At 65.0% G+C, this 26,871-nt stretch carries 22 protein-coding genes and 1 pseudogene; 11 read left to right on the top strand and 12 right to left on the bottom strand.

The features are described from left to right. Positions 1-38: 38 nt before the first annotated feature. The 9 genes from DWV11_RS07580 to DWV11_RS07540 all read right to left on the bottom strand — a co-directional run bounded on the left by DWV11_RS07580 (position 39) and on the right by DWV11_RS07540 (position 10,117). Entirely contained in the window at positions 39-929 is an 891-nt protein-coding gene (locus tag DWV11_RS07580; RefSeq protein WP_245953491.1) for a carbohydrate ABC transporter permease, read from the bottom strand. After that, entirely contained in the window at positions 926-1,834 is a 909-nt protein-coding gene (locus DWV11_RS07575) for a carbohydrate ABC transporter permease (protein ID WP_115788279.1), read from the bottom strand. The genes DWV11_RS07580 and DWV11_RS07575 overlap by 4 nt, the downstream gene beginning before the upstream one ends. Next, positions 1,831-3,153 (bottom strand): ABC transporter substrate-binding protein, encoded by a 1,323-nt coding sequence (locus tag DWV11_RS07570; protein WP_136017886.1) that lies wholly within the window; start codon positions 3,151-3,153, stop codon positions 1,831-1,833. Before DWV11_RS07570 ends, DWV11_RS07575 begins: the two co-directional genes overlap by 4 nt. Positions 3,154-3,507: 354 nt before the next feature. Continuing rightward, positions 3,508-4,161: a bifunctional 4-hydroxy-2-oxoglutarate aldolase/2-dehydro-3-deoxy-phosphogluconate aldolase gene (gene eda, locus DWV11_RS07565; RefSeq protein WP_115788277.1), complete on the bottom strand. Its 654-nt coding sequence runs from the start codon at positions 4,159-4,161 to the stop codon at positions 3,508-3,510. Further along, positions 4,154-5,530 carry a mannitol dehydrogenase family protein gene (locus tag DWV11_RS07560; RefSeq protein WP_245953490.1) on the bottom strand — a complete coding sequence of 459 codons (1,377 nt, stop codon included), beginning with the start codon at positions 5,528-5,530 and terminating at the stop codon, positions 4,154-4,156. The genes eda and DWV11_RS07560 overlap by 8 nt, the downstream gene beginning before the upstream one ends. Positions 5,531-5,607: 77 nt before the next feature. Then, positions 5,608-6,543: a PfkB family carbohydrate kinase gene (locus DWV11_RS07555; RefSeq protein ID WP_115788295.1), complete on the bottom strand. Its 936-nt coding sequence runs from the start codon at positions 6,541-6,543 to the stop codon at positions 5,608-5,610. Between the two features lie 47 nt (positions 6,544-6,590). Then, on the bottom strand, positions 6,591-7,802 hold the full coding sequence (gene manD, locus DWV11_RS07550) for a D-mannonate dehydratase ManD (RefSeq protein ID WP_115788275.1): 1,212 nt from the start codon (positions 7,800-7,802) through the stop codon (positions 6,591-6,593). Beyond that, positions 7,799-8,926 (bottom strand): Gfo/Idh/MocA family protein, encoded by a 1,128-nt coding sequence (locus tag DWV11_RS07545; protein WP_115788274.1) that lies wholly within the window; start codon positions 8,924-8,926, stop codon positions 7,799-7,801. Before DWV11_RS07545 ends, manD begins: the two co-directional genes overlap by 4 nt. Before the next feature lie 21 nt (positions 8,927-8,947). Next, positions 8,948-10,117 carry a Gfo/Idh/MocA family protein gene (locus DWV11_RS07540; protein WP_115788273.1) on the bottom strand — a complete coding sequence of 390 codons (1,170 nt, stop codon included), beginning with the start codon at positions 10,115-10,117 and terminating at the stop codon, positions 8,948-8,950. 362 nt (positions 10,118-10,479) lie between these two features. Between DWV11_RS07540 and DWV11_RS20645 the strand changes: the two are divergent. The 3 genes and pseudogenes from DWV11_RS20645 to nadE form a co-directional block, all read left to right on the top strand. Continuing rightward, a pseudogene (locus DWV11_RS20645) lies at positions 10,480-10,620 on the top strand (LacI family DNA-binding transcriptional regulator); the annotation flags it as partial. A 93-nt stretch (positions 10,621-10,713) separates the two neighbouring features. Continuing rightward, the gene (locus DWV11_RS07535; RefSeq protein WP_245953489.1) at positions 10,714-11,496 is read left to right on the top strand and encodes a substrate-binding domain-containing protein; all 783 of its coding nucleotides are present in this window, start codon (positions 10,714-10,716) and stop codon (positions 11,494-11,496) included. Between the two features lie 176 nt (positions 11,497-11,672). Beyond that, a complete protein-coding gene (gene nadE, locus DWV11_RS07530) occupies positions 11,673-12,494 on the top strand; it encodes an ammonia-dependent NAD(+) synthetase (RefSeq protein WP_115788271.1) in 822 nt (273 codons plus the stop codon). Positions 12,495-12,634: 140 nt separating this feature from the next. On the opposite strand, the gene DWV11_RS07525 is transcribed toward nadE, so the two are convergent. The 3 genes from DWV11_RS07525 to DWV11_RS07515 form a co-directional block, all read right to left on the bottom strand. Further along, positions 12,635-13,219, bottom strand: coding sequence for a TetR/AcrR family transcriptional regulator (locus DWV11_RS07525; RefSeq protein ID WP_115788270.1), 585 nt, complete (start codon positions 13,217-13,219; stop codon positions 12,635-12,637). Beyond that, the gene (locus DWV11_RS07520) at positions 13,212-14,753 is read right to left on the bottom strand and encodes a purine-cytosine permease family protein (RefSeq protein WP_210725685.1); all 1,542 of its coding nucleotides are present in this window, start codon (positions 14,751-14,753) and stop codon (positions 13,212-13,214) included. The genes DWV11_RS07525 and DWV11_RS07520 overlap by 8 nt, the downstream gene beginning before the upstream one ends. 118 nt (positions 14,754-14,871) lie before the next feature. Beyond that, positions 14,872-15,588: a FadR/GntR family transcriptional regulator gene (locus DWV11_RS07515; RefSeq protein WP_115788268.1), complete on the bottom strand. Its 717-nt coding sequence runs from the start codon at positions 15,586-15,588 to the stop codon at positions 14,872-14,874. 261 nt (positions 15,589-15,849) lie between these two features. Here DWV11_RS07515 and eat point away from each other — a divergent pair, with 261 nt between their 5' ends. From eat to DWV11_RS07480, 8 genes are all read left to right on the top strand, one after another. After that, on the top strand, positions 15,850-17,280 hold the full coding sequence (gene eat / locus DWV11_RS07510) for an ethanolamine permease (RefSeq protein ID WP_115788267.1): 1,431 nt from the start codon (positions 15,850-15,852) through the stop codon (positions 17,278-17,280). 47 nt (positions 17,281-17,327) lie between these two features. Continuing rightward, entirely contained in the window at positions 17,328-18,698 is a 1,371-nt protein-coding gene (locus DWV11_RS20235) for a glutamine synthetase family protein (RefSeq protein ID WP_210725684.1), read from the top strand. Beyond that, a complete protein-coding gene (locus DWV11_RS07505; protein ID WP_245953488.1) occupies positions 18,679-19,449 on the top strand; it encodes a gamma-glutamyl-gamma-aminobutyrate hydrolase family protein in 771 nt (256 codons plus the stop codon). Before DWV11_RS20235 ends, DWV11_RS07505 begins: the two co-directional genes overlap by 20 nt. Further along, positions 19,446-20,816 carry an aldehyde dehydrogenase family protein gene (locus tag DWV11_RS07500; RefSeq protein WP_115788265.1) on the top strand — a complete coding sequence of 457 codons (1,371 nt, stop codon included), beginning with the start codon at positions 19,446-19,448 and terminating at the stop codon, positions 20,814-20,816. The genes DWV11_RS07505 and DWV11_RS07500 overlap by 4 nt, the downstream gene beginning before the upstream one ends. 43 nt (positions 20,817-20,859) lie before the next feature. Next, positions 20,860-21,642 carry a 3-oxoacyl-ACP reductase gene (locus tag DWV11_RS07495; protein WP_115788264.1) on the top strand — a complete coding sequence of 261 codons (783 nt, stop codon included), beginning with the start codon at positions 20,860-20,862 and terminating at the stop codon, positions 21,640-21,642. A 172-nt stretch (positions 21,643-21,814) separates the two neighbouring features. Next, positions 21,815-23,998 (top strand): amylo-alpha-1,6-glucosidase, encoded by a 2,184-nt coding sequence (locus tag DWV11_RS07490; protein WP_115788263.1) that lies wholly within the window; start codon positions 21,815-21,817, stop codon positions 23,996-23,998. Between the two features lie 15 nt (positions 23,999-24,013). Continuing rightward, positions 24,014-25,054 carry a glycosyltransferase family 4 protein gene (locus DWV11_RS07485; protein ID WP_115788262.1) on the top strand — a complete coding sequence of 347 codons (1,041 nt, stop codon included), beginning with the start codon at positions 24,014-24,016 and terminating at the stop codon, positions 25,052-25,054. A 76-nt stretch (positions 25,055-25,130) separates the two neighbouring features. Next, positions 25,131-26,864, top strand: coding sequence for an AMP-binding protein (locus tag DWV11_RS07480; protein ID WP_115788261.1), 1,734 nt, complete (start codon positions 25,131-25,133; stop codon positions 26,862-26,864). The last annotated feature ends 7 nt before the right edge of the window (positions 26,865-26,871 follow it).

The raw sequence follows: 26,871 nt of genomic DNA, 5'->3' as shown, positions 1-26,871 counted from the left end.
TCGATTTTTGGGTTCCGTTGGGCGGGGAGCAGTGTCAGTTACTTGATGCCTGTATTGGCAATTCCGGTGACGATTTGCCGTTGGAAGAAGAGGAACAGAATGATCACGGGCAGAACAGTAACCACGCTCATGGCGATGATGAGGTTGAAGGGAACGGTTTCCTCGGCCGTAAACCGTGCAAGAGCAACCGGCAGCGTGTAGACAGACTCGCTTTGGGCGACCACCAATGGCCATAGGAAATCGTTCCACCGCCACATGATGGACAGGATGGCGACGACGGCAAGCGCCGGCCGGCACATCGGGAGCACGACCCGGACAAATATGCGGAACTCCCCTGCCCCGTCCACTCGTGCAGCCTCTATTAGCTCATCCGGAATCGAGAGCATGTACTGCCGCAGTATGAACACTCCGGTTGGAGTGGCCGCTGCGGGGATGATGAGGCCCCAAAGAGTATTGACCATCCCCAGGGACGCCACAACCTGGTACACAGGGAGCAGGATCACCTGCAGAGGAATCATGATGGTGGCGAGGGTCAGCAGGAACAGCCCGTTCTTCCCCCGGAAGTTGTACTTTGCCAAGGCGTAGGCTGCCATCGAGTTGATCGCCAGGGTGAGCAACGTCGCTGCCAGCGTCACGATGACGCTGTTGGTCAGGTAGGAGACGAAATTGAACCGGGTCATAGCCTCGGTGTAATTGGAAAGTCCCCACGTCTCAGGCAACAGCGTCGGCGGCCGCTCAGAGAGCTCTGCCGGCGTTTTGAACGAACCCAGAACGAGCCACACGATGGGGATAAGGGCCAGCAATGCCGACGTCACCAGGATGACCACCCTCAAGGCATCTGTGGAGGTTATCTTGCTCCGCCCGGTGGATGTCCATGTTTTGGCTGGACCCATCTTCGGAGGGCTTTTCGTGACGGTTGTGCGGCTCATGCTGCCTCCCTTTTGCGGCCGATCATCCAGTTGACGATCGTCAGCCCGAATATTGCGCAGAACAGCAGGACGCTGCCGGCTGAAGCGACGCCGTACCGGATCGGGGACACGAAGCCATTTTCGTAAATGAACTGAACGATGAGCGTCGTTGCGCCCACGGGGCCGCCGCCGGTCAATGTGTAGATGAAATCAAATGCTTGGAACCCGTGAATCGTGGCAAGTACGACCACTACAAGGATGCTGGGCTGCAGCAAAGGAAAGGTCAGGCTGATGAACTGCCGCCAGCGCGACGCACCATCGATTCTTGCTGCCTCATAAACCGACGGGTCGATACTTTGCAGACCGGCCAGAAGGATGAGCATGTAGAAGCCCACCTGCATCCATGTACCGACGCCAATAACGACGACCATGGCGAGGTTGTTGTCCACCAACCAGGGGATTTCCGGTATGCCCAAGGAGCCCAGGAAGGTGTTGATAAGGCCATTTTGGCGCTCAAGCATCCAGTTCCACACCAGACCGGCAACAACAGGCGAGATCAGGACGGGAATAAAGAACACGGACCGGAAGAAGGTCCGGCCCCGCCGCTGCTGGTCAACAAGCACAGCCAGCATGACGCCCACTACAACAGACAAAAGGACGAATGACAGAGCGTAGACAACGGTATTCCTGACGATGCCCCAAAAATCCTCGTCTGTAAGGATGCGCTGGTAGTTACCGGCACCTTCCCACCGAAACGTGCGGCCGTTCGACGAGGAATACATCGAGATGTTGAAGCCGTTGATGGCCGGCCAAACGGTGAAGACCCCGAAGATTGCCATGTTCGGCAGCAGGAAGAGATAGGGAACCAGACGCATCTTCAGCGGCGCCTTGCGCTGCCGAAGACGCGTCGCGGTTTGCGCTGTCATTGGTCAAGTTCCTCTACGAGGGACTGTGTCTTCTTCTGCAGGTCCGACACCGCTGTCGACAGGTCCTTCTTCCCGCCTACGACGTCGGAAACGGCGTTGACAAGCTCGGTGGCAGAACCGGCAAAAGCAGGATCAGAGTTTGCCGCGTAGCCAAGGTCGGGAGTGCGCGCCAGGTCTTTCAGGAAGACGTCCATGTCCGACTGGCGGGCAGGATAGGCAACACCCTTTTCAGCCAGATCTTTACGGGTGGGCAGGAAACCGCCTGCTTTGATAAACGTCTCCTGGTTTTCGGCCGTGTTCATGAACCGGATGAATTCCGCTGCCAGGGCCGGATTCTTGCCTTCTTTGAGGGCAGCCATGTACTTGCCACCCGGGAAACCACCGCAGTTATCCGCGCAGGGGTTCGGGGCGGCTGCCCACTCAAATTTGGCGTTCTTGGCGAACTGGCCGACCTGCCAGTTGCCGGAGAGGTAGACCGGAGCATCCTGTGCGAGGAAAATTTCGTTGGCACCTGCGTAACGGGATCCCGAGCCGAGCCAGAAGTCCCGCGGCATCCGGTTGTCACCCATCATCTCGATAAGGGGCGTCAGCGCCTTTTTGGCTTTTTCAACGTCCAACTCGGCTTTCCCGTTTGCGACCAATGCCGTGCCGTACTGGTTCAGGATCGTGGAGAGACGGTGACCGGACTTATCCATGGCAAAGGCGTACTGTGAGCCAGTCGCCTTCTGCACCTTGGTAGCAGCGTCGATCATTTCCGTCCAAGTCCACGGCTTCTCGGGATCAGGAAGGCTAACGCCAGCCTTCTTGAACATATCAACGTTGACGAAGGGGCCATTGAGAGTCAGGTCGGACGGGACGGCGAGCATCTTGCCGTCCTTGCCGGTTGCGCCGACCACAGGACCGGGGAGGAACTCCTTGGCATAGTCTGCGCCAAGGTATCCGCGCAGGTCCAGGAGATCGTCACGGAAGTCGGTCAAGCCTGTCAGCCTGACCACGTCAGGAGCATTCCCGCCGGAGAGCCTGGCCTGGACCGAGGTCACAAGGTCCTTGTATGGCAAGGTTTCCAGGTTCACCTTGACTTTGTATTTCTCCTCGAAATTCGAGATAAGCTGGGCGGTCGCCTCCGCGTCCGGCCCATCGGTGAAGTAGACGTAGTTCAGGGTCTTACCCGCAAACTCTGCGGGGTCCACACTTTTCACAGCCGTTGGAGCCGCGCTTGAGCCCTGGCCTTCGACTTGTCCCGGTGCACATGCGCTAAGCATGGCAACTGCGGTGAGTGCTACCAGCAGACGTGCTGTTGTCCTACTTTTCTTAGCCACTTACATCCTCCTCGATGGTGGTCGCCCTTTGGGCGATACGTTCTTAGGGCGGTACACACCCGCCGCCGTTCTTTGCCGCAGAAGGGACGAGCCGCCCTTCTGTGAAGCACTACAACCCCCGCTGTTCTGCGGCCTCGTCTCGCTTTCCGGTCATGTCGGCACGGATGCGAACAGGACATACCAACAGGCAGGAAAGGAGAGTCGCTATCAGTGCGCCTAACGGCCGGAACATCAACTGCGGGACTCGACGCAGGCGCCTTGCACCGAGTTTAGGGAGGCTTGCAGAAGGTAGGCAAGCTGTTGCCAAAAATTGCCATAATATTGTCCTTGCCGGCAAGAATCGGGCGCAGAGCATTAAGAGCGGCTGGCATTGTTCACCTGGTTCCCGCTGAGCTTGGAGGCTTCACCGGCGAGGTTGGTTATCTGTTCCCAATCGTCGTTTTCCATGGCTGCGCGCGGAGCGAGCCAGCTGCCACCAACGCAGGAAACATTCGCCAGCGACAGGTACGCAGGCGCAGATTCAAGGCTCACCCCGCCCGTCGGGCAAAAAAGTGCTTCCGGGATCGGTGCTCCGATGGCGGCGAGGTAGTCCGGGCCGCCAGCCGGGCCAGCAGGAAAGAACTTCATGGCCTTCAGGCCACGCTCGAGGACAGCCATCACTTCGCCCACTGTCGCCACTCCGGGAAGCACCGGGATGTTGAGCTGGAGCATGTGGTCGAGCAGCCCCGGCGTCACGCCGGGACTGACCAGGAACTGAGCACCGACGGCAACCGCGGCATCCGCCTGTCGGGGTGTGAGGACGGTGCCGGCGCCCACCAGGATGTCCGGCACTTCGTTGGCGATGCGCTTCAGCGATTCGAGGGCGCTGTCCGTCCGTAGCGTCAGTTCGATGATGCCGACACCGCCGTCAAGCAATGCCCGTGCCACAGGAACCGCATGCTGCGGGTCGGCGATAGTGACTACCGGGATGACAGGGGAAACCTGCAGCACCCTGCTTGCGTCAGCCATGGCTAATCTCTTTTCTCAGGCCGTCCAGCCCGGTATCGATGATGCGGTACCAATGCGTCAGCAGGTCCACGAAGGTGGCGCTGGCCGCGAGCTCTTCATCGAAGATGCTGCGCACGCCCAGGAGGGCCGGAACCACGCTGGCAGCAGACCGCTCTTTTGGCAGGGCCGCCTGGAGATGGTCCGCGAGGGGATCGTTCAGATCCGTGGCGGGAGTGGCGGCCACGTGGTGCATCCACGCGGCCACCGCCAGCGCGGTCCAGCGCGGCTCACGTCCGCTGCCAAGGGTGGCACGGGCGGTGGTCAGCAGGCGCAAGCCGATCTTCTGCGATCCGTCACTGCCCACTTTCGCGGTCGTGTGGCCGAGCGCCGGGTTCGCGAAGCGCTCAAGGACCTGGGCGCAGTACGTTTCGCCGTCCAAGCCCCTGGGGAGCCTGATGGTGGGTAGCGCGTCCTCGGCCATCATCCGCTGGCATGCGGCGCGGAAGATGTCCTCGCCGACCGCGTCGCTGATGGTCGCCTTGCCGCTGACCAGTCCGAGGTATGCCAACATCGAGTGGCTGGCGTTGAGCAGACGCAACTTCGCCGCCTCCCACGCAGCCACCTCGCTGCTGAACAGCGCCCCGGCCTGCTCCCAGGCGGGCCGGTCCCCCGCGAAGTTGTCCTCGATGACCCATTGCATAAAAGGCTCGGCCACCACGGCGGCCTCGTCCCGGAGCCCGAGTTCACGTTCGACGGCGTCAAGGTCACCGGCCGTGGTGGCCGGTACCATCCGGTCCACCATGGTGCTGGGGAAGGTGACGTTGTCCCCGATCCAGGCAAGCAGCGGTCCGGATTCGCCCTCGGGCAGGGCGGTTGCGAACGCCCGGACCAGGGCGCCCGTCAGTTCACCGTTGCCCGGCAGGTTGTCGCACGAGACCACGGTGAGCGGTCCCCTGCCGGCCAGCGCCCGTTTCTGGATGCCGCGGGTGACCTGTCCGATGGCGGTCAGCGGCGGGTTCCCGGCTAGATCGGCCTGGATCTGCTCATCCGCCAGGTTCAGGGACCCGGTATGCGGATCGATGCGGTAGCCCTTTTCGGTGATCGTCAGCGTCACCACCCTCGTGCTGTCCGCGGCGATCCTGTCCACCACGGCATCCGGCTGGTCCCGGCCGGAGATGGCCTCCACGATGCTGGACACCACGCGGAGCGGCGCGGCTCCGTTCCCCCGCTCAGCGACGCAGAAGAGCCCGTCCTGTGGAGCCAGCTGGCGTGCCACGGTCTCTGAACGCTGGGTGACCCCGATGATCCCCCAGCCGGAATCCCCGCTCGCGAGCATCGCTTCTTCGGTGAAAACCGCGGTATGGGCTCGAGCAAAGGCACCCAGGCCCAAGTGGACGATGCCGGGCCGGATGGTTCGACCCGCAAGGGGCGCACGGTGTTTGCTGTTGCCGATAAGGGAGGCGGCACTCAGGCGTGTGATGGCGCTGCTCCTTCCGATGCCAGGCCGCTGGAAGCGTGCATACGGATTTGCTCCAACGTGGGGATGAACCCGGTGCCGCCCTTGCCGCCCACCACCAGTGACGCAGCCGCTGCCCCGTATCGCGCGGCGGCAGAAAGACTGTCGCCAAGGACCAGGCGGGCGGTCAGGGTGCCAACAAAGGCGTCGCCCGCGCCGGTCTGGTCCACCACAGCCGGCGCAGGAATCGCGTCGATCCAGGTTTTGTTCCGGCCTTCTCCGTCCAGCTGGATGCCCTCGGCACCGCAGGTAACAGCAACATTCCGCGCCCCCAGGGTGCGCAGTTTCGCAGCCGCTTCAACCGGCGTCGGGCAGCCCAACAAGGCCGAGGTCTCGCCGGGGAAGGAGGGGGTGACCAGGAAGGCGCGCGGCGCCAGCTGCTGCAGTGCCGCCGTCGCCTCCTCGATCGAGGTAAGCCGCGGGCGGAAGTTGGGGTCGAACACGAACCGCTTGGCTACCGCAGCGGCCTTGAATACTGCCGCCCGGGACGACTCCGAGATGGCGCAGGCGATGCCACCGGCTATCACGGCGCCGGCGGCGGCGAGCACTGCCGGATCGACGTCGTCGGGGCCCAACGTGGACCCGACGCTGCCGCTGCGGGCGTAGGAAAACTCCCGCTGCCCGTCAGGGTCGCAGTGCACGAGGTACACGCCCTGCTGGCCACGGCGGAACGTCAAAAGCTCAGGGGAAATGTTGAGCTCGGCGATCCTGGCGGCGATCGCCCTGCCAAGGTCGTCATCAGTCAGGACGGACAGGAGCCCAACGCGGGCTCCCGCGGCGGCCGCCGCAGCGGCGACGTTGAGGGCGTCCCCGGAGATCCCGAGCTGGGCCGGAACGCCGTGGCCGAACGCCACGTCGGTGGCGACCTCAACGAGGATCTCCCCCATCACAACGACGTCGAACGGTGCCTGCCCGGAGTGCTGTGTACTGACGCTCACCAGTCGTGCACCGATCCGTCGAGCCGCCGGTTGATGGGCAGGTATTTGGGGTCGAACGGGAACCGGGCGGCGGCTTCCTCATTGAACTCCACTCCGATGCCGGGAGCGTCACCGGGGTGCATGTAGCCGTCGTTGAAAGTGTAGGAGGTGGTGAACACCTCGTTGGCAGGCTCCCGGTGGCCCATGTATTCCTGGATGCCGAAGTTGGGGATGCTCATGTCCACGTGCAGGGCCGCGGCGAAGGAGGCCGGCGAGAGGTCACCCGCGCCATGCGAGCCGGAGCGCACACCGTAGAGGTCGGCGAGGGCGAAGATCCGGCGCAGGTGCGTGATGCCGCCGGCGTGCGACACGGAAGTCCGGATGTAGTCGATCAGCCGTTCGGTGATCAATTGCTGGCAGTCCCAGATTGAGTTGAACACCTCGCCCACGGCGAGGGGCGTGGTGGTGTGCTGGCGGATCAGGCGGAACGCCGACTGGTCCTCGGCAGGCGTCGGGTCCTCGATCCAGAAGGGCCGGTACTGTTCCAGCGACGCGCCCAGCCGGCCAGCCTCGATGGGGGTCAGGCGGTGGTGCACGTCATGCAGGACGTGCACGCCATAGCCAAACTGTTCGCGCACATGCGCCATCATCTCCGGCGCGAAGTCCAGGTACGCCGTCGTCTCCCAGGTGTCCTCCTGCGGGACGTTGCCGCTGGCCGGCTCGTACAGCTTGCCGTCCACCGGGGCAATTCCATAGGTCTTTTCCAGGCCCGGCACCGCCGCCTGGACACGGACCGCCTTGTAGCCAAGGTCCAAGTGGTGCTGGAAGTCAGTGCTGAGGTCCTCCAGTGTGGAGCCACTGGCGTGGCCATAGACCATCACACCCTCACGGGCGGCGCCGCCCAGGAGCTCGTACACGGGCATGCCGGCGGCCTTGCCCTTGATGTCCCAGAGCGCGACGTCGATCGCGGCGATCGCGGTCATGGTCACCGGTCCGCGCCGCCAGTAGGCACCCTTGTAGAAGTACTGCCAGGCCTCCTCGATGCGGCGCGCGTCCCGGCCGATCAGCAGCGGGCACAAGTGCTCGGACAGGTAGGCGGCCACAGAAAGCTCGCGGCCGTTCAGCGTGGCGTCGCCGATGCCGGTGATGCCGCCTTCGGTTTCAATAACGAGCGTGACGTAGTTCCGTCCAGGCGACGAAACCACTACCCGTGCGTCGGTGATCTTCACAGCTCGGTCCTAGCTGCTTCTGAGAGAGGTTCCTGCCCCACGGCCGCGGCAGTGAGGTCGCGGGCGAACATCTGCGCCTTGACGCTGAGTTCCGCGGCTTTCAGGGCGTGTGCCTGCGTCATCGCGGTCTCGGTGCGGTCCAGGCAGTCACGGATCAGCGCGCCGAAGAACGGATACCCGACCCGACCCGTGGCGTTGATGTGCTGCTCGCCGTCCTTGTTAACCAGGAACACGTGGTCGGTGCCGTCGTCAGTGGCGATGTTGACGTACTTGCGCAACTCGATATAGCCGTCGGTTCCGAGGATGACCGTGCGTCCGTCCCCCCAGGTGCGCAAGCCGTCCGGAGTGAACCAGTCAACGCGGACAAAGCCGGTGGTTCCGTTGTTCATGACGATATGCGCGTCGCCGAAGTCCTCGAAGGCGGGATGTTCCGGATGTGAGTAGTTGGCAACGGTTGCGCTGACCACTTCGGCGTCAGTGGCCCCTGTGAAGTAGAGCATTTGCTCGAAGTTGTGGCTGCCGATGTCGCAAAGGATTCCTCCGAACCGGTCCTTGTCGTAGAACCAGTCCGGTCGGGAGCCCGGTTCGCCGATCCGGTGCGGGCCGAGGCTGGTGACCTGCAGGACGGTGCCGATGGCGCCTCGCTCAATGAGCTGCCCGGCGAGGACGGCCGCTTCGACGTGGATGCGCTCGGAGTAGTACACCGCATATTTCCGCCCGGTCCGCTCGGTGGCTTCACGGACCGCGTCGAGCTGCTCGAGGGTGGTCAACGGTGCTTTGTCTGTGAAGTAGTCCTTTCCGGCGTCGATGACGCGAAGTCCGATCGCAGCGCGTTCGGAGGTCACTGCAGCGCTGGCGAGCAACCGTACATCCGGGTCGTTGAGGATTTCGGCCTCGCTGGCTGCGACCTGGACATCGGGGAACTTTGCACGGAACGCGGCAACTTTGGCGGGATCGGCGTCGTACACCGACTTCAGCGTGCCTCCGGCGCCGAGCAGGCCTTCGGTCATGGCGTAAATGTGTCCGTGGTCCAGGTGTGCAGCCGCGAAAACGAATTCTCCGGGTTCGACGACGGGCTGGGGCATGGGTGCGGGCGCGTACGTTGCGCCGTCGGAGTTAGGCATAGTGAACTTTCTTTCGTTCGGTCAGTCGGAGACTGTGCTGGTCGTGGCGCCCACGATGATGTCGCCGGCGAGTTCCTTGACGGACTCCCGTTTTTCGTAAAAATGCGGGGCCCGCTGGAGAAGACCGCCCGCCCGGTAGTACGGGTCGTCAGCGCGCAGCGGCAGGTCGACGACTTCATGTTCGATGCCGGCTTTGTAGATCGCAGTCACCACCTCGATCGCGTTGCGGCCGTCGATACCGTCCGCGGTGGGTGCGTGTCCGGCGCGGACAGCCGCCATTACGTCGCCGATCTGCCCGGCGTGGCCTTGATGAGCGAGCGGGATATGCGCGCTGGCCAACGCGTTCAGTTCTTCGACAAGCGCCGGGTTGCCGCCCTCGCGGGGGAATCCGTTGGGCTGGGATACTTCGGCGGTGACGCGCCATGGCTGTGAGATCCGCGCGTGTTCGCCCTGGATGACGATTTCCTGCTCCTCGCCGTGGTGCACGACAGAGCTGGTCAGTTGCGCCAGCCCGCGCCCATACTTGAGGATCGCGACCGAGAGATCCTCTACCTCGGCGTTGTCGTGCTGCGTGTTGGCGATCATTGCCACGGCCTGGCTGGGCTTCCCCATCAGCCACAAGGTCAAGTCAATGTGGTGGATGGCGTGGTTGAGCGTGCACCCGCCGCCCTCGGATTCCCACGTTCCCCGCCACCACAAGTCGTAGTACGGCAGGCCACGCCACCAGGCGGAGTCGATGCGGATATGCGAGACAGACCCGATCATGCCTGACTCGACCGCTTCCTTGAGGGTGGCCATATCGTCGCGGAAGCGGTTTTGCGCGACCACTGACAGGACCTTGCCGGACCGTTTCTGCGCGGCGAGCATCGCATCGCATTCTTCGAGGGACGGTGCCATAGGCTTTTCGACCAGTACGTTGATTCCCGCATCCAAAGCCGCGATCGAGAGCTCGGCATGGCTGCTGGGCGGCGTGGCAATGCTGATCAGGTCGACTCCGCCGGCGGCGATGAGTTCTGCGGGGTCGTCGTAGGTGGCCGCGCCGCTGAGGCCGAACGCTTCGGCCTTGCTCGCCGCCTTCCCGGGTTGGATGTCCGCCAATGCGACGATTTCGCACTCGTCCGGGAACTCAAGGTACCCGCGAATGTGGGCGTCCGCGATTCCTCCGGTGCCGATGATTCCGATCTTGAGCATTCGCTCGTCTCTCTTTCCGTGAAGCTAAAAGGGGAGGACCACCAGGCGCGATGGTGAGCCCCCGGCTGCGTCAGTTGGCTTTGTCGGCGGAGGCTTCCAGGCGCGCAATCATGGCTTGCGGAAGCATCGCCCCGTAATTCCCACGCCGAACCCGGATCGGGTCCCCCGGCAGGGTGTGGTCAATGGATATCCCCGGTAGCTCAACGACACTCATTGGGCGCGCATCCTCCTTGATGGCTGTGCTAAGCAGGGCTGCTAATACGTATGTGTAATACGTATTAGTAATACGTATCTGCTAGTATGAGACGAAGATCACCAGTCGTCAAGGGGACGTCAACGGAGTCTTGCTTAGGAGATGCGCCATGGGTAAAGCGCCCACCAGCCGTGATGTGGCGGCTCGCGCGGGCGTGTCGCAGTCGACTGTCTCAAACGTCCTCACGGGGCGGCCCGGCATATCCCAGGCAACCCGTGAGCGCGTACTCAGAGTCGCGGAAGAACTGAGCTACCGTCCGAACCTGGCGGCGCGGTCCATGCGGACACAGCGCACAGGCCGACTGGCGGTGGTGCTGCCGACTAGCACTTGGCACGCATCCAAAATGCTCGCTGGCGCAACCCAGGCGGCCCAGAAGGCCGGCTACGCGATCGAGGTCCAGACCCTCGCGGGCGACCCCGAAGCAAGGCAACAACGACTCGATGAGATCGTCAACTCCGGCCAGTTTGAAGGAGTCCTGTCTTTCGCCTCGCTGCAAGCACGCCCATCCGGTGAGGCCGGAACGACCGTATTGTCCCTCGCAGAGTTTGATGACGATATGAAGGTATCCGGAGACCTCACCGACCCCACACCCCTTGTCAAAATGATGGAAGAGCTGGCCTCGCGCGGCCACCGGCGGTTCCTCCACATCACCGGAGCGCTGGGCTATCCTTCGGCCCGCGCCCGACGCGACGCGTACCTAATGACCATCGAAAGACTCGGGTTGCAGTCCCTGGGTGTCATCGAAGGTGATTGGACCGGCGAGTCAGGACTCAAGGCGATTCGCAGTCTTCCCGATGACGCACCTCCGCTCGCAGTCGTGGCGTCCAACGATGTGGTCGCTACCGGAGTGGTCCGTGGAGCGTTGGAGCGGGGGTGGACAGTACCCGGCGATCTCTGCGTCACAGGGTGGGACGACCTGGACTCCAGCGCATACCAAGTGCCGTCCATTACTACCGTCTTCGTGGACTACCAAAGGCTCGGTTCCCGATCGCTTCAACGACTGGTTGCCGCCTTGCGTGGGGAACCAGAAGCAGCTTCCGACGGGGAACTGCAGCGCATCATCTGGCGTGAGTCGACTGGCGACCTCATTAGTGCCAAGCCACCCCACGGTTCCACACGGGACTGATGTGTACAGCTCTGGCGTAAGGCACAGTTTCACAGGGTTGGGCTCATGTCTCATACTTTGAGACTTCGGCCGTAAAGACCGCCGGTTCTTCAGGGACTCCAGCACGTCCAGACCCCAGGCGCAATGCAGCGCGCCACAGTTGAGCCCTGTGGACGCGGCTGGCTAGTCTTGGTGGCATGCGCAAACTCCAGGCGAAGATCATCGAGGAAATGGGCGTCCAGCCCCGGATCGATCCTGCCGGGGAGGTGCGCAGGCGCGTCACGTTCCTGAAGGAATACCTCAAGGCCACCCACACCAAGGGCTTCGTGCTGGGGATCTCCGGGGGGCTGGACTCCTCCCTGGCGGGGCGACTTGCCCAGCTCGCCGTAGAGGAGCTCGAGAGCGAAGGCGTGGAGGCCAACTTCGTGGCCGTCCGCCTGCCCTACGGCACCCAGCATGACGAGGACGACGCCCAGGCTGCACTGGACTTCATCCAAGCCAAGACCGAATGGACCTTCAACATCTCCGCCGCTGTGGACGGCGTGGAGGACGAGTTCGAAAAGAGCAGCGGTTCCGCGATCTCGGACTTCCACAAGGGCAACACCAAGGCCCGCATCCGCATGGTGGCTCAGTACGCGCTGGCCGGCGAACACAATTACCTGGTGATCGGCACGGATCACGGCGCCGAATCCGTCACCGGCTTCTTCACCAAGTTCGGCGACGGCGGCGCCGACATCCTGCCGCTGTTCGGCCTCAACAAGCGCCAGAACCGGGCCCTGCTGGCCGAGCTGGGTGCACCCGCACGGATCTGGGAAAAGGTCCCGACCGCGGACCTGCTGGACGGCCGGCCCGGCCGCACCGACGAGGACGAACTGGGCCTGAGCTACGACCAGATCGACGACTACCTTGAGGGCCGCGAGGTTCCCGAGGGTGTCGCGAAGATCATCGAGGACAAGTACCTGCGCACCCGCCACAAGCGGACCGTTCCGGTCACCATCTTCGACAGCTGGTGGAAGTAGGGCATTCTTCCGGGCGAAAGCAGCCGATCGGCCTCGATTATTCGAGGCCGACCGCCTCGTGGCCGGCCACTTGGACTTCGCGGCACCTGAGAAAACCGTCAACGCGTCCAAACCTGACCAGCCAGGCAGCCCGCCATCGCTTAACGGCTGGTCGCTGCCGGACGTCCGCTCGTGAGGGAGTCGACCGCCGTTGCCAGGAGGGAGCGTGCGTGGTCCGTGGAGACGAACCCGCTGAGCCACCGGCCGGAGATCCCTTCCACCAGGCAGGTCAGCATCTCCGCGGTGGTTGCCGCCTCCTCTTCGTTGGCAGCATGTCCCGCGGCGACGAGGGCACGGGCGATCTCACGGTTCCATTCCGCAGTGGTCCGCGAAAGCGGTTCGCTCAGGTCCTGTTCGAAGACTGAGCAAGCCCGCAGTTCGTTCCACGCCACCGAGTTCTGCCGGACTTCCGGGTCGTCTTTGATCTCGTCGAGCAGGAGGTGGCGCAGGTGCTTGTCGCCGTCTCCGGTTTCGGGTGAGGCGGGAGAGTCGTCCTTGCCGACCTGCTTGTTGATGTGATCCAGCGTCGCGGCCAGCAATCCGGCGCGATCGGTGAAGTGGTAGTAAAGCAAGCCGGAGGAGACACCGGCTTCCTTCGCTACGTCGTTGACCCGCAGTCCCCGCACTCCGTTCCTGGCGATGCAGGTGGTGGCGGCAGTGAGGATCTTGCCCAGTTTGTCAGTCATGGTTCGACAGTAATACCTGCTCCGTCGCCGCGGAGGTTGCCGTGGAGTTCGCGGCGGAGTTCACCGTGGAACCCGGCTGTCCCGCGGCCTCAGGCCAGAAACGGAGGGCCGCCAGGTAGCCGATGGCTCCGATGGCCGTGGAACCGAGGAAACTGAGGTCGATGCCGCCGGCGAGTTGCGAGAGCGGGCCGGCGTAAAGGGATGTGTCTGTCGCCAGCACGCCGAAGGCTGATCCGGCGGCCCAGGGAATCACGGCGCGGAGGTTCCAGCCACCGGTGTTCCAGTAGCATCCGGACGAGGCGTTGGCGCGGAAAAGCTGGAGATCGCCCGGACTGTACTTGCCGCGCCGCACCACCAGGAACCCGAGGACATTGATTGCCACCCAAGGGCCCGCGAATCCGTTGAGCACCAGCGTCATGGCGGTGATGGAATCGACGGCGTTGAAGACGAAGACCCCGAGGTACAGGAGCCCGACGGCGGCCGCCGAGGTGATGAGCGTCGTGTGGACACGACGAAGCCGCGGAAAGAGTGCTTCCAGGTCAAGTCCGCTGGCGTACAGGTTGAGCACACCCTGTCCGAGCCCGCCGGCGAGGGCGATGACGAGGATCGGAAGCAGGTACCAGGCCGGCGCGGAACGGACCAGGTCCGCCACGTAGGAGCCGCCCAGTTCCGGGATGGCCGCCGCCGTGAAGGCGCCGAAGAGTGCCGTGACAAAGAGGCCGAGGAACACTCCAAGGCAGGTGGCCGCGACCACGGAACGGTCGGGGTGGAGCTTCCGCGAGATGCGCCGGCTGTAGTCACCCAGCGTCGGCGCATAGGACAGCGGACCGCCTATGGAGATGACTGCGGACAGGATCCAGGTGGGCCAGAAGTCACCCAGAAGGTAGTCCGCATGCACGGAGGTGGGGCTGAAGGTGGGGGCGAACGCAACCACCCCGATGACCAGAAGGACGCCGACCACCGGGGCGACAAACTTCTGCATCGCCACCACCGTCCCGTGGCCGAACAGTGCTACCAGCACGATTTCCACGGAAATGACGGCGTAACCGATGGCCAGGGTGGCGCCGTCAACCGGCGTTCCGAACAGCCGTTCGGCGGCCGCCACCAGCGCGTCGCCCGAAGTCCAGACCGCGATGGCGGCGTAGGCCAGAGCGAACAGCAGTGTGAGGCCGGATCCGATCAGCCGGCCGCGGGTGCCAAAATGCGCAGCACTGGAGACGGTATTGTTCGTGCCCGTCCGCGGCCCCAGCAAGGCCATCGGCGCGATCAGGAGCGTCCCAAGGATGAGGCCGGTGAGGCTGGCCGTCACCGCGCCGGCGAAGTCCAGTCCGAAAGTGATGGGGAGCCATCCGAAAACGATGACCGAGAAGGCGAAGTTACCCCCGAAAAACACCGTGAAGAGGTTCCGGGGCCGGGAGGTACGTTCTTCGTCCGGAATGAACTCAATGCCAACTGTCTCAATGCTGCCGAAGCGGTCCTTGTGTTGGGACACGGCACCGGCGGGATCCGCGTCTTTGCGGATGCGCGTGCTCATCATCTCAAGCCTTTCGTGAACTGCATCACCATGATGCAACGCGTCAACGATAAGCTTTGACTGAATTTTCAGTCAAGAGAGCGCGGCAGCCGGTGGAAATAGGCCAACCTCCGGGCCCTCAGGCGAGGAAGCCGCGCAAGAGGGACGCGGTGCCCTCAAGGTGTTCCACGGTGATCCGCTCTGCCGTGACGGCGTCGCCTTTGAGGATGGCCTCTGCGATTTCAGCGTGCTGTTCGTTGGCGTGCTCAAGATTTGTGCCCAGGCGCGGGATGCGGTCCAACAGGTCGTTGAGCCGCGCACGCGTCTCCGCCACCGCGCCCACCAGGCTGGGTGATCCGGACAGCTCGGCGATGGCGATGTGGAACCGGGCGTCCCGCGGACGGTAGGTTTCCGGCGTCGCACTCATCAGTTCCGAGAGACACTGCTGCAGATGTTGCCGCGCCGCGGCAGTCAGCGCGGCCTTTGCCGACAGCACCGCGGCGGCCGGCTCAATGATTCCACGGAACAACAGCACATCCTCGACCTCCGCACGTTCCAGCGGACGATTCTCCGAGGGGCGATGAACGGCCGAGCTTGAGACGTAGGTGCCGCCATAGCGCCCCCGCTGAACCTCCAAGTAACCGGCGTTTTGCAGTTCGCCCAGGGCGTCCCGCAGTGTTGCCCGGGAAACCCCAAGCCTTTCCGCCAGTTCACGCTCCGGCGGAAGCTTCTCCGACGGCGCGAATATCCCAAGCTTGATGGTCTGCAGGAGGTGCTCGATCGTCTCTTCAAAGGCGTTTCCGCCACGCACCGGGCGCAGCACGGAGTACGAAGGGCCGAACGGAGAATCCTGCATGGCGGAGCCTCCCCTTCACTAGGGCCGGAACCGGGACCGTCGATGTTGGACCCATACTACCCGCACCCGCCCTCAATGGTCACGCAGAGGACCATTGCTCCGTGCAAATCTTCCGAAAACAGCATATTTTTCGTCAAAACGCTTGACCGTGGTGCAGATCACCCTCAGACTGTGATGCAGCTCTTGGACTAAAAACAGTCCTTTAGAACACCCGCACACTTCAGAATTTCCCACTGCATTCCTCCCCTCTTAGGAAGACACATGGAAACAACAGACACAGCACGCAACGACGATGCGTATTTGCAGCACCGCAGGCTGAACCGGGGCGCCGCCGGTTGGGTGCTCCTTGCCGGGCTGGGCGTTGCCTACGTTATTTCCGGCGACTTCGCCGGCTGGAACCTCGGCCTCGCCCAGGGGGGCTGGGGCGGGCTGTTGATCGCCTTCATCCTGATGGGCGTCATGTACACGTGCATGGTTTTTGGCCTCGCTGAACTTTCCTCCACCCTCCCGACGGCGGGAGCGGGCTATGCTTTCGCCCGCAGGGCCCTGGGCCCCCTCGGAGGATTCGCCACCGGCATGGCCGTGCTGATTGAGTACGCGGTGGCGCCCGCCGCCATTGCAACGTTCATCGGCGGCTACGTTGAAGCGCTGGGACTTTTCGGCCTCACCAACTCCTGGCCCGTCTACCTGGTCACCTACGTCATCTTCATCGGCATACACATCCGCGGCGTGGGCGAAGCCTTGAAGATCATGTTTGCCATCACCGCGGTGGCAACGATTGCACTGGCAGCGGCAGTCGCCGGACTGCTTCCCAAGTTCGATCCGGCCAAGCTGTTCGACATTGTTCCCGACGGTTCCGCCGGAGCCAGCGCGTTCCTTCCGATGGGAGTCAGTGGCATCCTTGCGGCGCTTGTCTACGGCATCTGGTTCTTCCTTGCCGTGGAAGGCGTCCCCCTCGCCGCCGAAGAAACCGCCAACCCCAAGAAAGACATGCCCCGCGGAATCATCGTGTCCGTGATCATCCTGGTGATCTTCGGCGCGCTGATGCTGATCCTGGTTCCCGGCGCCGCAGGGTCCCAGGCCATGAGCACCTCGGACAACCCGCTTCCCGAAGCCCTGCGCATCGCCTACGGCGGCAATACGCCGCTGGCCGACTTCATCAATTACGCGGGACTCGCCGGACTGGTGGCGAGCTTCTTTTCCATCATCTTCGCCTATTCGCGCCAGCTGTTCGCGCTCTCCCGCGCCGGCTATTTGCCCCGCTGGATGTCCCTCACCGGAAAGCGCCGCACGCCCTACTGGGCCCTTATCGTGCCGGGAACCGTCGGCTTCCTCCTTGCAGCGACCACGCAGGACGGCGCCCTGCTGATCAACATCGCCGTATTCGGCGCGACCGTCTCCTATGTGCTGCTCAACCTCTCGCACATCGTGCTGCGAAAGAAGGAGCCCCTCCTCGAGCGTGGCTACCGGACCCCCGGCGGAACCGTCACCACCTCGATTGCCCTGGTGCTGTCAGCCGTAGCAGTCGTGGCGACATTCGTCGTCGACGTCTTCGCTGCCTCCATCACCGCCGGCATCTTCGCCGCAGCGCTCCTCTACTACTGGTTCTACAGCCGGCACCGCATCGTCGCCGGCGCACCCGAGGAAGAATTCGCCCGGCTGGCCCGCGCCGAAGCAGAGCTCAAGGCCTGACGGCACCCAAATTTACAAACCATCCGAAATCACATTGCGGAGGCATCATGAATGCTCAAGAGAAGAGCCGGCACCTGACGCTGGAGACGCTCAAGGAACTCATCGACACCGGCGAAATCGATACCGTCGTCGTTGCGATGACCGACGCCCTGGGCCGGCTCCAAGGCAAACGCTGCGGCGCACGTTCCTTCCTTGAAGACGTCCTGGACCACGGCGCGGAGGGCTGCAACTACCTGCTGGCGGTCGACGTCGAAATGAACACCGTTGACGGCTATGCGATGTCCTCCTGGGAGACCGGCTACGGAGACATGGTGATGAAGCCGGACCTTGCCACCCTTCGCCGCGTTCCTTGGCTCGAAGGTACTGCGATGGTGCAATGCGATGTGCTCTGGACCGACGGTTCCCCGGTGGTGGCATCCCCGCGGCAGGTCCTGAAGGCCCAGCTCGAGCGCCTCGAAAAGCTTGGATACCGCGCCCACATCGGCACCGAGCTGGAGTTCATCATGTTCGACGACTCCTACTCGCAGGCCTGGGACAAGGGCTACACCGGCCTCACTCCGGCCACGCAATACAACGTCGACTACTCCCTGCTGGCCACGTCCCGCCTGGAACCGGTGATCCGTTCCATCCGCAACAACATGGAGGCCGCCGGATTGGTGGTCGAATCCTCCAAGGGCGAATGCAACCTGGGCCAGCAGGAAATCACCTTCCGCTATGACGAAGCTCTGGCGGCGTGCGACAAGCACAGCTTCTACAAGAACGGCGCCAAGGAAATCGCCGACCAGCATGGCAAGAGCATCACCTTCATGTCCAAGTTCAACGAGCGCGAAGGCAATTCCTGCCACATCCACATCAGCCTCACGGACCTGGACGGCAAGCCGGTCCTGCCCGGCGACAGCGAGCATGGGTTCAGCCCGGTCATGGAGCGCTTCATCGGAGGCCAGCTCGCCGCGCTCCGCGAACTCAGCTATTTCCTCGCCCCCAACATCAACTCCTACAAGAGATACGTCGAGGGCAGCTTCGCGCCCACGGCCATCGCCTGGGGCCTGGACAACCGAAGCTGTGCGTTGCGGGTGGTGGGGCACGGCCCCGGCCTGCGCACCGAAAACCGCGTAGGCGGAGGCGACGTGAATCCCTACCTGGCCGCGGCAGCGCTCGTGGCGGCCGTCATCCATGGTTTGGAAAACGATGTGCCAATGCCGGCCATCACCAAGGGCAACGCCTACGATTCCGACGCGGACCGGCTGCCCACGACCCTCCGCGACGCCCGCGCCCTGCTGGCGGAAAGCAGCATCGCCCGCAAGGCCTTCGGCGACGAGGTGGTTGATCACTACGTCCACGCCGCCGGCGTGGAACTCGCCGCTTTTGACAGCGCCATTACTGACTGGGAACGTGTCCGTGGCTTCGAACGTCTCTAACGCCTACCGTCCGAAGATCGCCCTGACCAGCTACTACCAGGAAGCATCCTGGGGAGTCTGGAACGCGCCGGCCGCCATCCTTCCCGGCACGTACGTGGAAGCGGTGGTCGCGGCGGGCGGCACCCCGCTGCTCCTGCCGCCGCTGGGCACCGACGAATCGGTGCTGGACCTCGTGGACGGCCTGATCGTGGTGGGCGGTCCCGACGTCGACCCGTCCCTTTACGGGGCGGCGCCGCATCCGCTGACCGCACCACAGCCGCTGCGGGATGCGCACGATGCGGCACTCACCCGGGCGGCCCTGGAACGCGGCCTGCCGCTGTTCTCGATCTGCCGCGGAGCCCAGCTGCTCAGCGTCGCCCTGGGCGGCTCGCTGGTGCAGCACATCCCGGACATCAACCCCGGCGCCAACTACCAGCCGGCGCCCGGGGTGTTCGGCGAAGCGGCGTTCAGCACCGAACCGGGCAGCCTGATCGATGGACTGCTGGGCTCTTCCGGCACGGCTCCCTGCTACCACCACCAGGCGGTGGATGCCGTTCCCGCGGAACTCCGGGTCACGGCCCGTTCCGCCGACGGAACCATCCAAGCGCTCGAAAGCAAGGACGGGTGCTGGGTGCTGGGCGTGCAGTTCCATCCGGAGCAGAACCCGGCAGACCTTCGGCTCTTCCACGGCTTCGTGGCGGCCGCCACCGCCTACCGCCGCGAACATCCCCTGACCGTCACCGACACCACGAAAGCGATGTCCACGCCATGACCGCCACTGTTTTTGACGTCATCAACCCGGCTACCGAGCAGGTCATTGAGTCGGTGCAGCTCGCCGGCCTGCCGGAAGTGGACGCCGCCATTGCCCGGGCCGCCGCAGCCTATGAAAGCTGGCGGAACGTTGCACCGGCCGACCGCGCCCTCCTGCTGCGCCGCTTCGCCGCCGCGGTGGACGCCGACCTGGAAAACCTGGCGCGGCTCGAAGTCCGCAATGCCGGGCACACCATCGGCAACGCCCGCTGGGAAGCAGGCAACGTCCGGGACGTGCTGCAGTACTACTCGGCAGCCCCGGAACGGAACTTCGGCAAGCAGATTCCGGTGGCCGGCGGCGTGGACATCACCTTCCAGGAGCCGCTGGGCGTGGTGGGTGTGATTGTGCCGTGGAACTTCCCCATGCCGATCGCCGGCTGGGGGTTCGCCCCCGCGCTTGCTGCCGGGAACACGGTGGTTCTCAAACCCGCAGAAGTGACGCCCCTGACGGCCATCCGGCTCGCTGAACTGGCCTTGGAGGCCGGCATTCCCGAAGGCGTCTTCCAAGTGATCCCGGGCAAGGGGTCCGTGGTGGGCCAGCGCTTCGTCACCCACCCGGCGGTACGGAAGGTCGTCTTCACCGGCTCCACGGGAGTGGGGAAGCAGATCATGGCCGGCTGCTCCGAGCAGGTGAAGCGGGTGACCCTGGAACTCGGCGGCAAGAGCTCGAACATCATCTTCGAGGACGCGGACCTGGAACTGGCCGCGGCGGCCACTCCCGGCGGCGCCTTCGACAACGCCGGCCAGGACTGCTGCTCCCGTTCCCGCGTGCTGGTGCAGCGCAGCGTGTACGAGCGCTTCATGGAGCTGCTCGAACCCGCGGTGCTCGCCATGGCGGTGGGCGATCCCGCGGATGAGGCCACCGCCATGGGTCCGCTGATTTCGGCCCAGCAGCTCGAGGCCGTGTCCTCGTTTGTGCCCGACGGCGCCCCGGTCGCCTTCCGAGGGAAGGCCCCGGAGGGGGCGGGGTTCTGGTTCCCGCCCACCGTCCTGACGCCGGGCCTGGACTCCCCCGCCTTCCGCGAGGAGATCTTCGGACCGGTGCTCGCCGTCGTTCCTTTCGACGACGAGGCCGAGGCCATCCGGATCGCCAACAACACCGAGTACGGGCTGTCGGGCTCCATCTGGACTTCCAGGGTGGACCGGGCCCTGCGGGTTGCCCGCGGCGTCGAATCGGGGAACCTCTCCGTCAATTCGCATTCCTCGGTCCGGTACTCCACGCCGTTCGGCGGCTTCAAGCAGTCAGGCCTGGGGCGCGAACTCGGACCGGATGCGCTGGCCGCCTTCACCGAAACCAAGAACGTCTTCATCTCCACCACCCCGGCCTGAGCCGGACACCCCGAGCAAACACACAAGAACAAAGGAGCCCACCATGAACGCAGTCATCTCCAACCGCCTCGAAGGCCGCAGCGCAGTCATCACCGGCGGCGCCAGCGGCATAGGACTTGCCACAGCACGCCGCCTGGCCTCCGAAGGCGCCCACGTGGTCATCGCGGACATCGACCCCACCACCGGCGAGGCCGCGGCCGCGGAAGTCGGCGGCCTGTTCGTCAAGGTCGATGTCACCAGCGAAGAAGACGTCCGCAACCTCTTCGCCACGGTCAAGGAAACCTACGGCAGCGTGGACATCGCCTTCAACAACGCCGGCATCTCCCCGGCAAGCGACGCCTCGATCCTGGACACCGGCATCGACGCGTGGCGCCGGGTCCAGGACGTCAACCTCACCTCGGTGTACTACTGCTGCAAGTACGCCATCCCGTACATGCAGGAGCAGGGCAAGGGTTCCATCATCAACACGGCCTCCTTCGTGGCCGTCATGGGCGCCGCCACCTCGCAGATCTCCTACAGCGCCTCCAAGGGCGGCGTGCTGTCCATGAGCCGCGAACTCGGCGTCGAATTCGCCCGGCAGGGCATCCGGGTCAACGCCCTCTGCCCCGGTCCGGCCAACACCCCGCTCCTGAAGGAACTCTTCGCCAAGGATCCGGAGAAGGCCGCACGCCGCCTGGTGCACGTGCCGATGGGCCGCTTCGCCGAGCCTGAGGAACTGGCCGCGGCCGTCGCGTTCCTGGCCAGCGATGATTCCTCCTTCATCACGGCGTCCACCTTCCTGGTGGACGGCGGCATCTCGGCGGCGTATGTGACTCCGCTGTCCTGATCGTGCCGCCCGTTTCCGGCCGCTGTTTCCATCCCGGTGGAAACAGCGGCCGGCCGGCTTCCGGCGCCGCCCCTTCTGGCGCCGCCCCCCGTGGCAGGCGTAGGGTCATGCTTGGCTGACAAACCGTAACCGCCGGCGGAGCAACCGGCGAACCCGCCGTCAAGGAGCCGCCATGGCCGGATGGAACGCCGACACCGCTGCTGGTCCCCTGGGCGCCTCTGTGACGCTCGTGGACGGCGCGAACTTCTGCATCTCCGGCCTGGCCGGGGACATGTATTCGGACCGGCCGCATGGCGTCTTCCACGCCGACACCCGGATCATTTCCCGGTGGCGCCTGACCGTCAACGACGTCACCCTCGAGCCGCTGGCTGCCCGGAACCTTGAACCACACCGCGGCGTGTTCATCGGCCGTCCCGGACGCATCGCGGGGCGGGCGGACAGCCCGCTGATCGTCGAACGCCGGCGGGAGACCGGCGTCGGGATGGAAGAGCAGATCACAGTCCGCAACCACGCCCGCGAACCCGCAGTGTGCAAGCTGGAACTCACCGTGGACGCGGACTTCGCCGACCTCTTCGAGGTGAAGGACGCCCGGATCACCCGTTTCTGGGAGCAGCAGCGGCGGGTGGAAGGCGACTCCCTCTTCATCGAAGGCTCATGGCACGGCGCCCGCAAAGGCGTGGCCATCCACGCCCCGGACGCCACCGTCCGCCACGAAGGCCTTGGATACACGCTGGTGGTCCCGGCCCACGACAGTTGGAGTGTGACCGTCACCGTTTCCCCGCTGGACGGTGCCGCGGCGCCCGACGGCGGCGGGCAGCCAGGGACTCTCCGCAAACTTCCGTTCCGTCACCTGAGTTCGGCGGAGTCCCCGGCGGAACTGCGGCGACAGGAGTGGATCCGGAAAATCCCGGCCCCGGAAATCGGAAACCCGTCCTTCGCCAGGACCCTGCAGCGCAGCCAGGAGGACATCGGTGCGCTGCAGATCGAAGACCCGGAACGGCCGGACCGCACGGTGATGGCGGCAGGCGCCCCGTGGTTCATGGCCCTCTTCGGCCGGGACGCCCTGCTGTCCTCGTTCATGTCACTGACCTTGGATCCCACCCTGGTCCTTGACACCATGTGGAACCTGGCCGAACGGCAGGGCACCAAGGTGGACCCGCTCACCGAGGAGCAACCCGGTCGGATCCTGCACGAGGTGCGGCCGGGCATCGGGACCACCCTCGCGCTGGGCGGGAAGTCCGCCTACTACGGGTCCATCGATGCCACCCCCCTGTTCGTTGGCCTCCTGGGAGAAGCGAGCCGCTGGGGCCTGGACCGGGAGCAAATGACCGCACTGCTGCCCTATGCGGACCGCGCCTTGGACTGGATCAGGGATTACGGGGACCGGGACGGCGACGGTTTCGTGGAGTACCAGCGGCTCAACGACCAAGGCCTGGTGAACCAGGGCTGGAAGGACTCCTGGGACGGCATCAACTTCGCGGACGGCCGCTTGGCCGAGCCGCCCATCGCCCTGTGCGAAGTCCAGGGCCATGTGTACAGCGCCTACACCGCCCGGGCCTGGCTCGCCTATGAAAGCGGCGACCTCGCCCTGGCGCGCGAATACCGCGAGCGCGCCGCCGAACTGAAACGGAAGTTCAACGAGCAGTTCTGGCTGCCGGACCACGGCTACTACGCCATCGCCTTGGACCGGGACAAGCGGCCCGTGGATTCCTGCGCCTCAAACATGGGCCAGTGCCTGATCAGCAGCATCATCGACGAGGACAAGGCGCCGCTGATGGTCAAGAAGCTGATGGCGCCGGAGATGTTCAGCGGTTGGGGCATCCGCACCCTGGCCTCGGACATGGGCGCCTACAATCCGGCCAGCTACCACAACGGTTCGGTATGGCCGCACGACAATGCCCTGATCGCCACGGGCCTGATGCGCTACGGCTTCGTGGCCGAGGCGCAGCGGGTAGCGATGGCCATGTTCGAGGCCGCGGAATACACAGGCCACCGCCTGCCGGAGCTGTTCTGCGGTTTCGACCGGGCCGAGTACCCGGAGCCGGTACCGTATCCGACGTCGTGTTCGCCGCAGGCCTGGGCCGCTGCCGCCCCGGTGCAACTGCTGCGCGTCCTGCTGAGGCATGATCCGCACGTGGCGCAGAACGGGCTGTGGCTGGATCCCGTCCTGCCGGCCGAGATGGGTGACGTCCGGATCAGCAACTGCCCCCTCGGCGACAGCCGGTTGACGATCACCGTGAAAGACAATGTGGCAACGGTGGACGGTCTCCCGCCGGGCATTACCTTGCATCACGGATCCAGGCCCGTGCTGGCGGAACTGGTGGAACTCGCGGAGAAGCTCAGTCCCGCCCAGTAACCACAGGAGCCCCCCATGCGGATAGGCCTGATCGCGCCGCCGTGGGTCCCGGTCCCACCGACCGCCTACGGCGGTACCGAGGCCGTGGTCCACGCCCTGGCCATGGGCCTCACGGCCGCGGGGCACAGCGTGGTGCTCGCAGCGTCCTCGGACAGCAGTTCCCCGGTGGAGCGTCCCGGCGGCTTCGCCCCCGCCATGCGCTCGGCAATGGGGCAGAGCATGTCCGAGCTGCCCCATGTGATCCGGGCGTACGAGGCCTTGGCCGGCGTCGACCTCATCCACGACCACACCCTGACCGGCCCCCTGTACCGGCACCGCCCGCCGGGGATTCCGGTCGTGTGCACCATGCACACAGTCATGACCCCGGAGCTGCGCAGCGTGTACCGGACGATGGCCCGCGATACCGCCCTCGTGGCGATTTCCAGCAGCCAGGCCGCGGCCGCCCCGGATGTGCCCGTCGCCAGGGTGATCCACCACGGCGTCGATCCCGCCGCCATCCCGTTCGGTGACGGCCGCGGCGGTTATGCCTTGTTCCTGGGCCGCATGGACCCGACGAAGGGGGTGGTGGAGGCGGTCATGGCGGCCCGGGCGGCGGAAATCCCGCTGAAGATCGCGGCCAAGATAAGCGCCCGGGCGGAAGTGGACTACTTCCGGGAGGTGGTGGAGCCGCTGCTCGGCGGCAGCGAGGAGTTCCTCGGCGAACCGGATGCCGCGGGCAAGCTGGAACTGTTGGGCGGGGCTCGGGCCCTGATCAACCCGGTGCAATGGGACGAGCCGTTCGGGATGGTCATGATCGAATCGCTCGCCGCCGGGACGCCCGTGGTGGCCGAGCCGCGGGGCGCCGCCCCGGAGATCGTCGACGACGGCGTCACCGGCTTCCTGAGGAACGGCGCCGTGGAACTGGGGCTGGCTTTGCGCGCGGCGGCGGGGCTGGACCGGCGGGACTGCCGGGCCGCCGTCGAACGCCGCTTCAGCGCCGAGCTGATGGCACGACGCCACGCCACGCTCTATGCGGAGCTGCTGACCGGCGAGCTCAGGCCGGTCCGGCCTTCCTAACGCTTGGATGTCCTAGTATATTTTGCAAGTGATGCGGGCCCCGGCTACGGACGGCCCGCGAAGCGAAAGGCACGCCATGACTGTCACTGAAGACTTCCGTGCGGCCCGCGACCGGCTCCTGGAGCTGCGCACGGACTATGCCCAGGCCCACGCTGAATTCCAATGGCCGCGCTTCGAGCACTTCAACTTCGCGCTCGACTGGTTCGACGCCATCGCCGCGGACCCGGACAAGGGCGGCAACCCGGCGCTGGTGATCGTGGAGCAGGACGGCAGCGCCACGCGCCGCAGCTTCGCGGAGCTCTCGGAGTCCTCTTCCCGCCTGGCCAACTGGCTGCGCGGGCAGGGCGTGCGGCGCGGGGACCGGATGATCGTCATGCTCGGCAACCAGGTGGAACTCTGGGAACTGATGCTGGCCGGCATCAAACTGGGCCTGGTCATGATCCCCACCACCACCCTGATGGGCCCGCGGGACATTGCGGACCGGGTGGAACGCGGCGGCGCCCGCTGGGCCGCCGTCGGGAGTGCCAACATCGCCAAGTTCGCCGAGGTTCCCGGCGACTACACGCTGATCGAGGTGGGCATCGGCCACACGGAGGGCGCGCTGCGCTACTCCGATCACGTTTCGGAAGCGGCGGAGTTCACCCCGGACGGCCCCACCCGCGCCGACGAGACCATGCTGCTGTATTTCACCTCGGGCACCACCTCGCGCGCCAAACTCGTGGAGCACAGCCACACTTCCTACCCGGTAGGCCACCTGTCCACGATGTACTGGATCGGCATCGAACCCGGGGATGTCCACCTGAACGTGGCGTCCCCCGGCTGGGCGAAGCATGCCTGGTCCAACGTGTTCACACCGTGGATCGCCGAAGCGTGCGTGTTCGTCTACAACTACGAGCGCTTCGACGCCAAGGCCCTCATGGAGCAGATGGACCGGGAGGGAGTCACCAGCTTCTGCGCCCCGCCCACGGTGTGGCGCATGCTCATCCAGGCTGACCTGACGCAGTTGAAGACCCCGCCCACCAAGGTGGTGTCCGCCGGCGAGCCGCTCAACGCCGAAGTGATCGGGCAGGTGGAACGGGCCTGGGGCCAGACCATCCGGGACGGTTTCGGCCAGACAGAATCCACGGTGCAGGTGGCCAACACCCCGGGCCAGCCGGTCAAGACCGGCTCGATGGGGCGGCCGCTGCCGGGATACGACGTGGTGCTGGTGGATCCCGCCACCGGCGAAGAGTCCGACGACGGCGAGCTCTGCCTGCGCCTGGACCCCCGGCCGGTGGGCCTCATGACCGCCTACTACGGCGATCCGGACAAGACCGCCGAGGCGTTCCGCGGCGGCTATTACCACACGGGCGACATGGCCAGCCGGGACGAAAACGGCGTCATCACCTACGTGGGCCGCGGCGACGACGTCTTCAAGTCCTCCGACTACCGGCTCTCCCCCTTCGAGCTGGAGAGCGTCCTGATCGAGCATCCCGCCGTGGCGGAGGCCGCCGTCGTCCCGTCCCCTGATCCGGTGAAGCTCTCGGTACCGAAGGCCTTCGTGGTCCTGGCCCCGGGCTACAAGCCGGGGCCACAGATCGCCGAGGACATCCTGCGCTACTGCCGCGCACACCTGGCCCCGTTCAAGCGGATCCGCCGCCTCGAGTTCGCCGAGCTGCCCAAGACGATCTCCGGCAAGATCCGCCGCGTGGAGCTGCGCCACAGCGAAGTGAAGCGGCACGGCGAAGACGGCCGGCCGGGCGCGGGCCCGCTGCCGGCCGGTCTCGGCGTCGAGTACTCCGAGTCCGAGTTCCCGGGCTTGAGGGACTGAGGCCACC

The organism is Arthrobacter silvisoli, from assembly GCF_003369445.1.
Lineage (GTDB): Bacteria > Actinomycetota > Actinomycetes > Actinomycetales > Micrococcaceae > Arthrobacter > Arthrobacter silvisoli.
The sequence above is the reverse complement of the archived record's forward strand: the minus strand, read 5'-3'. Positions and strand labels throughout refer to the sequence as shown.

Coding starts and splice junctions, on each gene's coding strand:
- DWV11_RS07580 (WP_245953491.1), bottom strand. CDS start 929: ATGAGCCGCACAACCGTCACGAAAAGCCCTCCGAAGATGGGTCCAGCC.
- DWV11_RS07575 (WP_115788279.1), bottom strand. CDS start 1,834: ATGACAGCGCAAACCGCGACGCGTCTTCGGCAGCGCAAGGCGCCGCTG.
- eda (WP_115788277.1), bottom strand. CDS start 4,161: ATGGCTGACGCAAGCAGGGTGCTGCAGGTTTCCCCTGTCATCCCGGTA.
- DWV11_RS07555 (WP_115788295.1), bottom strand. CDS start 6,543: ATGGGGGAGATCCTCGTTGAGGTCGCCACCGACGTGGCGTTCGGCCAC.
- DWV11_RS07545 (WP_115788274.1), bottom strand. CDS start 8,926: ATGCCTAACTCCGACGGCGCAACGTACGCGCCCGCACCCATGCCCCAG.
- DWV11_RS07540 (WP_115788273.1), bottom strand. CDS start 10,117: ATGCTCAAGATCGGAATCATCGGCACCGGAGGAATCGCGGACGCCCAC.
- DWV11_RS07535 (WP_245953489.1), top strand. CDS start 10,714: ATGCTCGCTGGCGCAACCCAGGCGGCCCAGAAGGCCGGCTACGCGATC.
- nadE (WP_115788271.1), top strand. CDS start 11,673: ATGCGCAAACTCCAGGCGAAGATCATCGAGGAAATGGGCGTCCAGCCC.
- DWV11_RS07525 (WP_115788270.1), bottom strand. CDS start 13,219: ATGACTGACAAACTGGGCAAGATCCTCACTGCCGCCACCACCTGCATC.
- DWV11_RS07520 (WP_210725685.1), bottom strand. CDS start 14,753: ATGAGCACGCGCATCCGCAAAGACGCGGATCCCGCCGGTGCCGTGTCC.
- DWV11_RS07515 (WP_115788268.1), bottom strand. CDS start 15,588: ATGCAGGATTCTCCGTTCGGCCCTTCGTACTCCGTGCTGCGCCCGGTG.
- eat (WP_115788267.1), top strand. CDS start 15,850: ATGGAAACAACAGACACAGCACGCAACGACGATGCGTATTTGCAGCAC.
- DWV11_RS20235 (WP_210725684.1), top strand. CDS start 17,328: ATGAATGCTCAAGAGAAGAGCCGGCACCTGACGCTGGAGACGCTCAAG.
- DWV11_RS07500 (WP_115788265.1), top strand. CDS start 19,446: ATGACCGCCACTGTTTTTGACGTCATCAACCCGGCTACCGAGCAGGTC.
- DWV11_RS07495 (WP_115788264.1), top strand. CDS start 20,860: ATGAACGCAGTCATCTCCAACCGCCTCGAAGGCCGCAGCGCAGTCATC.
- DWV11_RS07490 (WP_115788263.1), top strand. CDS start 21,815: ATGGCCGGATGGAACGCCGACACCGCTGCTGGTCCCCTGGGCGCCTCT.
- DWV11_RS07485 (WP_115788262.1), top strand. CDS start 24,014: ATGCGGATAGGCCTGATCGCGCCGCCGTGGGTCCCGGTCCCACCGACC.
- DWV11_RS07480 (WP_115788261.1), top strand. CDS start 25,131: ATGACTGTCACTGAAGACTTCCGTGCGGCCCGCGACCGGCTCCTGGAG.